The organism is Massilia sp. CT11-108 (assembly GCF_047302915.1).
GTDB lineage: Bacteria > Pseudomonadota > Gammaproteobacteria > Burkholderiales > Burkholderiaceae_D > Telluria > Telluria orientalis.
Genome location: NZ_JBKYMO010000137.1, coordinates 1 through 12,494 on the forward strand (window position 1 = coordinate 1; position 12,494 = coordinate 12,494).

Below are 12,494 nucleotides of genomic sequence, written 5' to 3' on the forward strand. Positions count from 1 at the left end.
GCACGCCCCCTCCGCAGCCGTCGCCCCCGGCACCGCCTGCGTCCGTACCCGCCGCCCACATGCAGGCGGGCATGCGCCCGGTGCAGGTATCGCAAGACACCGCCACAACTACTCATCGGAGAACGACAATGACCAGCAGAGAACCCCTGCCCGCCGATTTATCGGGCGACGCAGCCATGCAAGTGCCAGCATTTCCCGGGTCCTCATCGGACATGGGCGACTTTCACGACACGTTGAAATCTCTGCTCGCATTCCAGACCGAGCAGCAGCACGTCCTCCGCCAGTTCCTCGACCTGCAGGCACAGCTGGCCGGCATCGGTCCGCGCCTCGTGGCGCCGCCGCTGGTGCTGCCGGTCGGGTCGACGCGGCCAGTCAATCCCATGCCTGAACCGCGCCCCCAGGCCACCGTGGCCGGCCTTGCGACAGCGCCAGCGAGCGCCGCGCCGTCCCCCATTCATATCGGCAAGCCCGCGCAGGCGCCCATCCTGCCCGAACTGCCAGCCGCGGTCCCGCTCGCCGCTTCTTCCGCTCCCATGACAGCGCTGTCGGCGGCGCCCCACGGCAGTCCTCAGGAAGCCAGGCCGGCATCGACCGCCGAATTCTCGGCGGAGCTGTTGAAAGCGGTGTCGGAACGGACCGGCTACCCCGTCGACATGCTCGACATGGACGCGCATATGGAGGCGGACCTCGGCATCGATTCGATCAAGCGCATCGAGATCTTCAGCAATCTGTCGCAACGCCACAGCCTCGTCGGCGATCGCGACGAAGAAAAGCTGATCGAGGAGCTGTCGGGCTTCAAGACCTTGCGTGAAGTCGTGGCGTGGTACGAGCGCCTGCTTGCGCCCGAAGCGGAATCCACTGTAGCGGAGAGCCCGGCAAAAAAAGCGCCGGCTCCACTTTCGTCGCCGGATGAGGAAGTGGAGTCGCGTGCTGCACCGGCAGAGTCCGACCCCGTGCTCAGCTATGTCGTCCAGGCATGCGACGCACCGCTGGACGCGGACACGACGATCGCCTGGCCGGGCGGCGTCCCCATTGTCCTGGTCAGCAAGGTCTCGCCCCTCGCGATCGCGTTGCGCGAGCGGCTCGAGGAACAAGGCTGCCAGGTTCGTCACGTCGTGCCCGGCGCATTCACGCGGGCCGTCGACGCGTCGCGCCTCGAGGTCGACCTTTCCTCGCTCGACGCCGTGACGCCGCTTGCCGAGCTGCTGCGGGTGGACGAGACGCCGCCCGGGGCCCTGATCAACCTGATGGGCGCCGACGAGGGTGGCCCGACGTGGGACCACAGGAACGATGCGCGGGCACTGTTCATGCTCCTGAAAGTGCTGGGCCCCGCCCTGCGGCGCAGTGCCGACGCCGGCGCCGGCCGGTTGATCAACGTGACGTCGTTCGATGGCCGCTTCGGCCTCGCTGGTGGCGCGCATACCGCGGCCGGCAGCGCCGGGACGCTGGGCGTCGTGAAGTCGGCCGCCCGGGAATGGGCCAACGTCCGGGTGAAATGCATCGATGCCGCACCGGCGCTCGATCCGGCGGAGCTCGCCGCCCGGATCGCGCGCGAGATGTTCAGTTCGAATCCCGACATCGAGGTGGGGTTCGACGAGGACGGGCGCTACCGCATCGATCTCGTTCCGCGCGCACGCGAGCATGACAATCTCGGGGAATTCGCCCTCGAACCCGGTTCCGTGGTCCTCGTGACCGGCGGCGCCTACGGGATTACCGCGAACCTTGCGCGCATGCTGGCGGATAAATATCACCCGCACCTCGTCCTTGTCGGCCGCAGTCCGTTGCCGGGCGACGAGGACGAGCTGACACGCGACGTGACGGATCTGCAGGCGTTGCGGCAACTGCTGACGGAACGGTTCCAGTCACGGCATCAGAAGGTCAGGCCGGCGGCGGTCGAAGCCGAACTCAAGCAGCTCCTGAAGGAACGCGAGATGGCGGCCAACCTCGCGGCCTTCCGCAACAGCGGCTGCACGGTGGAATACCACTGCCTGGATGTGCGGGACAACGAGGCGTTCAACGCGTTGCTCGACGAGATCTACCGGCGCCTGGGCAGGATCGACGGCGTCATCCACGGTGCGGGTGTGATCAGCGACAAACTGATACTCAACAAGTCCGTGGACACCTTCGACTCGGTGTTCGATACGAAAGTCGTGCCCGCGCTGACGCTTGCGGCACGGCTGGACCTTGCCGCCCTGCGCTTCATCGTCTTCCTGTCCTCGGTCGCCGGTCGGTTCGGGAACATCGGCCAGGCCGACTACAGTGCCGCGAACGAGGTATTGAACAAGCTGGCGGACCAGCTCAGCCATGCCTGGCCCCACCTGCACGCGCTTTCCATCAACTGGGGGCCGTGGGATGCGGGCATGGTCAACGACGATCTGCGCCGGCTGTATGCATCGCGTTCGATCCAGCCGATCGCCCCTGCAACCGGGCAGCGCCATTTCCTGGATGAGCTCGAGCACGGTCCCCGTCGCCAGCCCGAAATCGTGATTACGTCCAGCATCGGCCAGATCGCGACCCTGCGGCTGACGAACTAGCGGAGCATGCAATGGACAACTACGACTATCCAGTTCTGGTCAATTTCACCCCGGTCAGGGTCGCCACGCCGGTGCCTCAACGGCTTGCCCTGGAGGTGTCCGCATATGCCATGGCACGCAGCTATTGCAAGCTGCACGGCATCACCACCCGGCAGGGCAAGCAACAGGCCGTGGCCGACATGCAGGGCAAGTTCGAACAGTATGCGGTGCCGCCTGCCGTGATCAGGCAGCGGCAACTCGTCTTTTTCCCGAAGCTGGCCGACATCCGCATCATGGATGGCGACATGTTCCTGGCCGATCCCGAGCACGCGCACCTGCGACTCTTCGCCGGCCCGGAGGATACCAAAGGCGCGGACCTGAAAACCCGGCACCAGTATTACGGGAAGATCGTCGGCGACTGCCTCGGCGAGATGTATGGCGACGCCGCGGTTGCGCCGGATGACCTGATTCACGTGACCTCCACGGGCTATCTGGCGCCGAGCCCGCTGGAGCGCCTGGTCGTGGAAAAGAAATGGTTTTCCACGTGCGTATCGCATTGCTATCACGTGGACAGCCATGGCGCTTTCTCCGCGATAAAGATGGCGCATGGCTTCCTCGCATCGGGGCAGAACGGCACGGCGTCGCCCAGGCAGCGCGTGGATATCGTGCATACCGAACTGCTGTCCGGCCACCACGACATCGAGGAGTTCAGCGCCGCGAACATTGCCGCGATGTCGCTGTACGCCGACGGTTTCATCAACTATTCGCTGTGCACCCCATCGCATGCACGCGACTACGCATTGCCGGGGCTGCGCGTCCTTGCGTTCAACGAACGCCTGCTGCCCGATTCCGCGGACGCCATGACCCTGGTCCCGGGCCCGTACCGGTTCCGGACAACGACGTCGGACATGGTGGAGGTCGTCATCAGGCGCCACGTGTACGCGTTCGTCGACGACCTACTGGGCCGGATCGGCATCGATTTCGAGCAGGCCAAGCCAGGCCTGGTATTCGCGATCCACCCGGGCGGGCCGACGATCATCGAACGCATCGAGGATGAACTCGGGCTACTGGACGACCAGGTCGCCGTCGCCAAGGCGGTCCTGCGCGAGAACGGAAACATGTCGTCGGCCACGATTCCCCACATCCTGAAAGGCATCGTCGACGAACCCGGCATTGCGCCCGGCACGCGCGTCGTCTGCCTCGGTTACGGCCCGGGACTCACCCTCGGCGGACTGGTACTGGAGAAGATCTGATGGCACCCACCAATCATTACCTGGTCTCGGGCAGCGCGCCGCTCGTGGGCCGGGCGTTCGAGGCAGCGGCCCACCAGGCGTCCGCCGACGATACCGGGACCGCGGCGCCCCGGCAGCCGGCGCCGGTCCTGCCGTTCGTCGACCGGATCCTCGACTACCAGGCCGGCGCCAGCATCACGGTAGCGCGCCGGCTGGCGCTCGACACGGACCTGTTCCTGGCGGACCATAACTTCGTCCATGCCCCGGGGGTCAAGCCACTCCGCGAATGCTATCCCGTAGTGCCCATGACGGGCAGCCTCGAACTGATGGCCGAGGCGGCGGCATGCCTTACCCCCGGCTATGGCCTGCTCGGCTTCGAAAACGTCACGGCCCGGCGCTGGATCGCGGTGTCGGACAACGGCGAACTCGAGTTGACGGTCAAGGGCCAGGTCGAGCATGGGCACGAGCAGGCCGATTACAAACGCATTGCGGTGGAAGTGCTGGCCGGGCCCGCGCACGAGAGCATGATCGCTTCCACGGTACTGCTCGGCACGCGTTACGCGGCGCCGCCGCCAGCGCAATCCATCCTCCCGCCGACCGGCACCACGGTCGACGCCGGTCAACTGTATGCGGACCGCCACCTGTTCCATGGACCGCGGTTCCAGTGCCTGCACGGACCGCTGCACGTCGGCCCCGACGGGTTGCATGGGCAATTGCGGGTCAGGCCCACGCAGGACTGGTTCACCTTCTCGGACCAACCGCAACTGCTGTGCGACCCGGGACTGCTGGACACCATCGGCCAGCTCATTGCCGTCTGGAGCATGCAGGACGGCAGCTCCGCCTTCCCTGTCGGTCTGGGGCGGCTCGACTTCCATGGCCCGACGCCGGCCGCAGGCAGCATCCTGCCCGTCACGATCAGGATCACGGGACGCCAGTTGAAGATGATCAGCGCGGACGTCGAGATCGGCGACGGCGCGGGCGGCGCCTGGCTCCGCGTCGCCGGCTGGCGGTCCTGGCAATTCAAATGGGCGCCGGAACTCGTGGCCCTGCAACGCCACCCGAGCCGGTGCCTGCTCAGCGAGACCCGGTCGCTGGCCGGCCCCGATCGCGACATCGGTTACCAATGGCTGGCGGCGCAGACCATCGCCGGTTTCGACCTCGCCCTGCTGGCACGTCACTACCTGCGGGCCGAGGAAATGATCGAGTTCGACGCGAAGGCCCACTACCCGCAGCGTCAGCTCGAATGGCTCCTTGGGCGCGTCGCGGCCAAGGACGCGGCGCGCGCCTGGAGCGCACGCACGGCCAACGCGGACCTGGACCTGCATCCCGCGGCGTTCGCCATCCGCAACGATCCGCATGGCCAGCCCGTCGTCGCCTCCTGGCCGGCCCCGACGCCCGTCCCGCGCATCAGTATCGCGCACAGCCATGGAGTCGCGGTTGCCATCGCGGCCGGCGCACCGGTCGGCATCGATATCGAGCGCGTCGCCGAGCACGATGCGCATTGGCTGGCGAGTTTCACGACCGAAGGCGAGCGGCGGCAACTGGCGGCATACGGCGCCCCGGAACGAGCCGCCTGGATCACCCGCCTGTGGTGTGCCAAGGAAGCGTTCGGCAAGCGCCTTGGCCTCGGCCTCCATCGTCCGGCCCGGGATGTCGAAGCGTGCGCATGGGCGGACGACCACGGCCTGCGCATGCGCCACGTACCGGACGGCGCGTGCGCCGATGTCAGGACGCTGCGTGACGGCGACTTCATCGTGGCGATCGACAGTCCCGTGCCCACGCACGACAACAAGGAGCAATCATGACCGTCAGCGCTGTTCCGGCACTCATCGAGATGCGGAATGTACACAAGCAGTACGAGCTTGGAGAGAACCGCATCGACGCACTCAAGGCGATCAACGTCTCGATCGTCCCCGGGGAATTCGTGGCCGTCTGGGGTCCCTCCGGATCGGGAAAATCCACGTTCTGCAATCTGTGCGGCCTGCTGGATACGCCCACCTCGGGGAGCGTGCTGTTCCAGGGCCAGGACGCGGCCGCATTGTCGGACGATCATTGCAGCGCGTTGCGCAACCGCGCCATCGGCTTCGTGTTCCAGAGCTTCAATCTGATCCCGGTACTCTCGGCCCTGGAGAACGTCATGCTGCCGCTTCAGGTCGGACAGGCGACAGCACGCGAAGCGCGGAATATCGCGCTGAAACGGCTCACCGACATGGGCCTGGAGCACCATCTGGCCCATCGCCCGGCCAAGCTCTCGGGCGGCCAGCAGCAACGGGTCGCCATCGCCCGGGCACTGGTCGGCGCGCCGATGCTCGTGGTTGCCGACGAGCCGACCGCCAACCTCGACTCCGACAATGCGCTCAAGGTCATCGCATTGATGCGCTCGATCAGCCATACCGAGGGAACGGCGTTCGTGTTCTCGACCCACGACCAGCGCCTGCTGGAGCGGGTCGACCGGCAGATCGTCCTGCATGACGGCATGGTGCAGGACGACCGCAGGAACCACATTACCTCCTTTGCCAACCGAGGTTAATCATGCTCACCTGGATCAAACTGGCCGTCCGTAATCTCTTCCGCAACGCGCGCCGCTCCCTCTTCACGATCCTGGCGATTGCACTCGGCTTCGTGGCCGTGAACGTGCTGGGCGGATTCATGGTCTACATCTTCAACAACCTGCAGGAAAATTACATCTACGGCGAGGCAAACGGACACCTCACCATCTTCAAGACCGGATTCCTCGACAAGGGGAAGCTGGACCCGACGCGCTACCTGCTCACCGCGGACCAGCTCAGGACCGTCGAGGGCGTGACTGCACGCCACCCCGAAGTCCTCGTCAACACGGCGCAGCTGGGCGTGTCCGGCCTGTTGAGCAACGGCGAAGTCTCGACGATCTTCATCGGCACGGGCCGCGTACCGTCCGATGTCGAGAAAATCAGGAAATACGCCAACGCGACCCAAAAGCGCATCCGGCAGTACGACGGCCAACCGCTGGCGGACGATGACGTCAATGGCATCGGCGTCAGCCATGGCCTTGCCAAGGCCCTGAATCTGCCGCTCGGCGCCACCGCGGTGGCGATGTCGCCGACTGTGAGCGGCCAGATCAATGCCCTCGACGCCAGGCTCGTGCAACTCATCGATTCGCCTGTCGAGGTGCTCGATGACAAGCTCACCATCGTACCGCTCGGGTTCGCCCAGAGCCTGTACGACACGCACAGCGTCGATCGGGTCACGCTGCTGCTCGACCGGGACACCGATGTCGAAGCGTTCCGGACGATCCTGGCGCAGGAACTGCGGCGATCCGGCCTCGACGTCGACATCCGGACGTGGGCCGAGCTGTCGCCCTTCTACACCAAGACGAAAAAGATGTTCGACGTGATCTTCGTCGTCAGCTTCGTCATCGTCTTCATGATCGTCGTGATGAGCGTGGTGAACACGTTCACCATGGCGGTCATGGAGCGCACCCGCGAGATCGGCACGCTGCGCGCACTGGGCGTCAAGCGCCGCCGCATCGTCGGGCTGTTCTCGATGGAAAGCGTCGTGCTGGGCGGCTTCGGATCGCTGCTGGGCATCGCGCTGACGCTGCTCGTCGTCACGTCGGTGAGCTGGCTGGAGCCTACGTGGATACCGCCCCAGATGGCGCGCCGCGTGCCGCTGCAAATCTACCTGGTCCCCACGTACTGGGTATTCAGCACGCTCATGCTGATGCTGTTGTCCACCGTTGCTGCGATCCTGCCGGCCCGCAAGGCCGCGCGCATGCCCATCCCGAATGCGCTGGGCTATGCCTGAAGAACGAGGAGATTGCGATGACTGCACCGTACCTGACCCGATGGACTCGGCCGGCCATGGCACTGGCGATCTTCCTGTCGCTGCCGTATGCCGGTCGCGCCGAGCCCTCTTCCACCGACATCCTGAGGGCGGCGGACGAAGCGCGCGGCAATGTGAATGGTCTCGCCTGGCGGGTCGCCATCGAGTCGTCCGAGAACGACAGGGTCACGGACCGGCTGGTCTACGACATCAAGGTGCGTGCCTTCGATTTCGCCGGTGTCAGCCTGGAGCCGCCCAAGTACAGGGGCAACAAGATCCTCATGCTCAACACGAACATGTGGTTCTACAAGCCGGGCCTCAGCAGGCCTGTACCGATCTCGCAGCGCCAGAAGCTGATGGGCGACGCGGCGTATGGCGATATCGCGGCCACCAACTATGCCGACAACTACGCGGCCACGCGGCTCCCCGACGAGCTCGTCAACGGCGAGGAGTGCTACGTCTTCGACCTGAAAGCCAATATCGACAAGGTGACGTACGACCGCATCACCTATTGGGTTTCGAAAAAACGCCTGCTCGGGATCAAGGCCGAATACTTCACCGTATCGGGCAAGAAATTCAAATCCGCCTGGATGGATTACGCCAATACCGTCAAGGTCAACGGCAACACCCGTCCGTTTCTGTCCCGGATCACCTTGCGGGGGGAATTGATGAACACGGAGGTGACTTACCTGAAACTCGCCAATCCACACATCGAAGCAATACCTGACTACGTCTTCAACCTGAATCTCTTCATGCGATGAGGCTAACGATGCGAAAACGGCTTTCCCTATGTGTAGTGGGCCTGGGTTTGTCCTGGTCGGCATATGCCGCGCCGGAGTCTTCGACTCTGGCCCAGGAAATCAGTGATGGATTTTATTCGCGCATCAACGGCCTTGCTTACGGGCTCTATCAGGATACGCTCTCCTCGCCGCTGAACCCGAACAACAGCCTGGGCATTGCAAGCAACCAGGCCGCGTTCCAGTTCCGCCCCGATTTCAACCTGAAGCTGCGCGCATTCGAATTCGACCTGCGGCCCCGCTTTTACTGGACGCGCTCGCGTATCGACTATCCCGGCATGTCCCCTGACCGGAAGATCGAGCACAAGGTGTTCCTGAACGAGGGATCGATCCGCTTCCGTCCGCACGACCGATTGACGCTGAGCTATGGCCGGGAAAACCTGCAGTGGGGGCCCTCCTCGCTCGTGTCGCCATCGAATCCGTTCAATGCCAACAACGGCAAGAACAACCCGAACCTCGAACAGCCGGGGCTGGACTATGCCCGCGCCGTTTACGTCGCGAGTTCCGCCGTCACGGTATCGCTCATCGACAACACCGGCAAGGGCCGTCTCGATCCGATCAATCGCTATCGCAAGGCACGCGCCGTCAAACTGGACTTCACTGGCGACAAGACCTACTTTTCGCTGATCGGATCGAAAGCGACCGGCGAAGGGAGTCGCATTGGCGGTTTCGCCGGATGGAACGTGTCGGACGCGCTGTTGCTGCATGCGGAAGCCAGTGCCGGGCGCAAGTCGAACGGCCCAGGGGTCGCGCCGCGCAACCGGCAGTTGCTCACCGGCGCGTCGTACACCCTGGAAAGCGGCCCGACGCTGACAGCCGAGTATTTCTTCAACAAGGATGGCTGCCCCGACGCGCCGATCCAGACGTGCCTGCAGCGCCGGGGCGCATTGCTCGATCCCGTCCTTCCGCTGGCGCGGCGCCGCTACGCGATGCTGCAATTCCTCGACACGAAAATCGCCGGCAAACTCAATCTGACTGCGCGCTACATCCGCAATCTCGATGACGTTTCATCCCAGTTCATCGTCAACGCGGAATACGAACTGGGCGACCATTTGCAGCTATTGATCGTGCCGGCGCATTACCGTGGTGCGGCGAACAGCGAATTCGGCAGCCTGCTGCACAGATCGGTATTCGTGGGCGCGTCCTACACGTATTAGCGTCTTGCAGAACCATAGGGAGACCATGATGGAATCGACACGCACGTTTGCCATCGTCACGATGGGCAGCGGAGATTACCTCGGCTCGACCGTACGGGACCTGGCACTGGCCAATGCGCTATGGCGGCGCGGCCACAAGGTCGTGATCTACTGGATGATGGAAGTGAACGCCGAACTCGCCGACCCCGGCATCGCGCACCGCATGCTGTGTCATGGCACGCGCTACCATTTCGCGACGCCGTCCGGATTCCTCGACCAGTGCGTGGGCCGTCTGTTGTTCCTGTTGCCGCGACGCCTGCGCGTACGCACGATTCAGGCGCGCAGCGGTTATGTCGACCGACTGCTGCGCAACCTGATCCATGCGCTCTACGGCCGCCCCGGAGGAGACCGGGGCCTTGCACGGCGTCTGCAACGCCTTCTCGCACGCGATGGGGCCAGCCATGTGTTGATGAGTTTCGCGGCGCTCGGCCCGCTGGCCCTGGAGGCGCAACGGATGAGCACGCACGAGTTCGACTACCTGCTGACATTCCAGGGGGACGAGCAGTTCGCCGCGCATGCTAAACAGTTGGGGCTGCTCGACGAGTTCCACCGCCTGCTCAACGAGGCCATCCGTGCTTCCTCCTGGCCATCCGTCGTCGTCAGTGCCGACTACGCGGACCGGATCGTCGCGGAGATGGACGTGCCGCGAGAATCGCTCGCGGTCGTGTACAACGGCATCGTGCAAACCGAGCGCAAGGTCAAACATTCGTTCGCGAGCCTGAAGTCGGCCTTTCCTGGCTTGTCGCCGCATTATCCGATCGTCGCCTATGTCGGACGCCAGGACGCCGAGAAAGGCATCGATCTGCTGCTTTACGCAGCCCGGCTGCTGGCCAGGCGGAACACGGCGATGCAACTCGTCATCTGCGGCTCGACGGCGAAAGGCGGCACCTACCGCAAGGTGCTGGACGATCTGTCCACCCATCTCGACCTGAAGGTCTTTCACGCGGGTTCGATTTCAATCGAAACACGCGACGCGTTGTACGCGCACAGCCATTGCGTGGTCTGTCCGTCCGTCAATCGCGAGCCGTTCGGCCTCGTCGTTGCCGAAGCAATGAGCCATGGTGCCCCCGTACTGGTGCCCGACTATGGCGGCATCGGCGAAGTCATCCGCGACGGCGAGAAAATGGGCGGCCTCCTGTTCAAGGCGTGGGACAGCGGCGATCTCGCCACCCAGCTCGAACGCCTGCTGCTGGACCGCCCGTTGCACCGCCGCCTTGCAAGCAATACCAGGGCCATCGCCAAGCGCTTCACGGTCGACAATATGGTCGACGCCGTACTGAATTTGCTCGAGACCGCGACCAGGAAAACGGGCGCCTCCGCAGCCGCACCGGATGCGGTGACCGAACCCTGAGGTGGGCGACCCGCCGCCCTTGGAAAAGATCGTCAGGTCCTGCTGCCCTGCGCCACGCGGAACTGCACCGTGTACGCGCCGGACGTCGGGACGTTGACCGGATAGCGCATCCAGTCGTTGTTGTCCGTGTGGCCGACGTTGAAGCCGCCGCCGGTGTCCGTCGTCGGTTCGATGACCACGCCGGACATGCTGGCATACGTCTCCGCCTGGACCGTGCCGGGCATGGGCGTTTGCGCCTGCGCCTGGCCGGCGCATTGTTGGAACGAGGTTGCGACTCATAGGGGTTTCCCTGTGGTTTCAGCGCACCACGGTCTGGATCGCGTGCGCCGGGATGTCGACCGCCGTTTCCATGCGGTCGACGACGAGGCGGTAGCGCTGCGGCTGGTCGGTCCGGTTCATGACGACGACCGCGAGCCGGCCGTCGCCGTTGCGGAACGCGACCGTCTGCAGGGTGCTGCGGCTCGCAGCCGCGCCCACGCGGCGCGCGCCGGGCCGGATCCAGCGCGAGAAGTGCCCCATGTAGGCATAGCTGGGCGTGAACACGAGCTGGCCGTCGTCGCTCGCGTGCAGCAGCGCGAAGCAGTAGTTGCCGACGTGGTTCGGACCGCCGCGGCTGTCGAGCAGCATGTTCCAGTCGACCCAGCCGCTCGATCCGGCGGCCAGGTCGGCGATGATCTCGCTGCCATAGCGCTCGCCGTTCGCCCAGCTCTGCACCTGGCCCGGGTCGAACTTCTCGATCGACGATTCGGTGAGCAGGAACGGCACGTCGGGCCAGGCCTCGTGGACGGCCGCCAGGTTGCGGTGCATCGGCTCGCCCTTGGCCCATGTCTCGTACCAGTGGTAGCCGACACCCCACACGTACGGCCGCGCCTTCGGATCGTCGAGGATGTGCGCGGCGCGCTGCGGCAGCAGGTCGCGGTTGTGGTCCCACACGATGATCTTCTTGTCGCCCAGGCCTGCCGCCTTCAGCGCGGGGCCCAGGTGGTCGCCGAGGAAGCGCGTCTCGTCCTCGGCCGCGAAGATCATCGATTCCCAGGTCTGCTTCGCCATCGGCTCGTTCTGCACCGACAGGCCCCACAGCGGGATGCCCTCCTTCTCGTAGGCCTGGACGAACTTGACGATGTACCGCGCCCACGTGCCGGCGTACTCCGGCCGAAGGCTGCCGCCGCCCAGCATGGAGCCGTTCGTCTTCATCCACGCGGGCGCGCTCCACGGGCTCGCGAACACGCGCATCTGCGCGCCGTAGGCCTTGCCCGCGTCCAGCGCCCGGTGCAGCAGCGGCAGGCGGTAGCGGCGGTCGTGGCCGATGTCGAACGAGGCCAGGGCGCGGTCGCCGTCCTTCACGTACGTGTAGCTGCCGCTGGAAAAATCGGAGCTGTGGATCGTCGTGCGCAGGATCGTGTAGCCCAGGCCTTCGCGCGGGTCCAGATACGCTTTCAGGAACGCCTGCTGCGCGTCCGGCTTGAGCTTCGCGTACGTCTCGGCGGCGGCGTCGGTGATGGCACCGCCGAAGCCGAACACCTCCTGGTAGCGGTGCCCGGTGTCGACGAAGACGGCCGTCTCCGTTTCCAGCGGCTGGCTCGCGGCGCGCGGCGCGTCGAGCC

The 12,494-nt window shown here is 65.1% G+C and carries 10 protein-coding genes; 8 read left to right on the top strand and 2 right to left on the bottom strand.

Annotated features, from left to right (window positions below):
* Positions 1-128 precede the first annotated feature (128 nt).
* From ACEN88_RS13255 to ACEN88_RS13290, 8 genes are read left to right on the top strand one after another with little or no spacing between them, the layout of a single operon-like run.
* Positions 129-2,534 carry an SDR family NAD(P)-dependent oxidoreductase gene (locus tag ACEN88_RS13255; RefSeq protein ID WP_413340215.1) on the top strand — a complete coding sequence of 802 codons (2,406 nt, stop codon included), beginning with the start codon at positions 129-131 and terminating at the stop codon, positions 2,532-2,534.
* A gap of 11 nt (positions 2,535-2,545) precedes the next feature.
* Entirely contained in the window at positions 2,546-3,766 is a 1,221-nt protein-coding gene (locus ACEN88_RS13260; RefSeq protein WP_413340216.1) for a 3-oxoacyl-[acyl-carrier-protein] synthase III C-terminal domain-containing protein, read from the top strand.
* Positions 3,766-5,550, top strand: a complete 1,785-nt coding sequence (locus ACEN88_RS13265) for a 4'-phosphopantetheinyl transferase superfamily protein (RefSeq protein WP_413340218.1) — start codon at positions 3,766-3,768, stop codon at positions 5,548-5,550. Before ACEN88_RS13260 ends, ACEN88_RS13265 begins: the two co-directional genes overlap by 1 nt.
* Positions 5,547-6,275: an ABC transporter ATP-binding protein gene (locus tag ACEN88_RS13270; protein ID WP_413340220.1), complete on the top strand. Its 729-nt coding sequence runs from the start codon at positions 5,547-5,549 to the stop codon at positions 6,273-6,275. Before ACEN88_RS13265 ends, ACEN88_RS13270 begins: the two co-directional genes overlap by 4 nt.
* Positions 6,276-6,277: 2 nt before the next feature.
* A complete protein-coding gene (locus tag ACEN88_RS13275; RefSeq protein ID WP_413340222.1) occupies positions 6,278-7,528 on the top strand; it encodes an ABC transporter permease in 1,251 nt (416 codons plus the stop codon).
* A gap of 17 nt (positions 7,529-7,545) precedes the next feature.
* Entirely contained in the window at positions 7,546-8,307 is a 762-nt protein-coding gene (locus ACEN88_RS13280; RefSeq protein WP_413340224.1) for an outer membrane lipoprotein-sorting protein, read from the top strand.
* Between the two features lie 8 nt (positions 8,308-8,315).
* Positions 8,316-9,500, top strand: coding sequence for a hypothetical protein (locus ACEN88_RS13285; protein ID WP_413340226.1), 1,185 nt, complete (start codon positions 8,316-8,318; stop codon positions 9,498-9,500).
* Between the two features lie 28 nt (positions 9,501-9,528).
* Positions 9,529-10,890, top strand: a complete 1,362-nt coding sequence (locus ACEN88_RS13290; protein ID WP_413340228.1) for a glycosyltransferase family 4 protein — start codon at positions 9,529-9,531, stop codon at positions 10,888-10,890.
* A gap of 32 nt (positions 10,891-10,922) precedes the next feature.
* On the opposite strand, the gene ACEN88_RS13295 is transcribed toward ACEN88_RS13290, so the two are convergent.
* Both ACEN88_RS13295 and ACEN88_RS13300 read right to left on the bottom strand, forming a co-directional pair.
* Positions 10,923-11,114: a carbohydrate-binding protein gene (locus tag ACEN88_RS13295; RefSeq protein WP_413340230.1), complete on the bottom strand. Its 192-nt coding sequence runs from the start codon at positions 11,112-11,114 to the stop codon at positions 10,923-10,925.
* A 73-nt stretch (positions 11,115-11,187) separates the two neighbouring features.
* A partial coding sequence (locus tag ACEN88_RS13300) for a glycoside hydrolase family 30 protein (RefSeq protein ID WP_413340232.1) occupies positions 11,188-12,494 on the bottom strand: 1,307 nt, incomplete at its 5' end.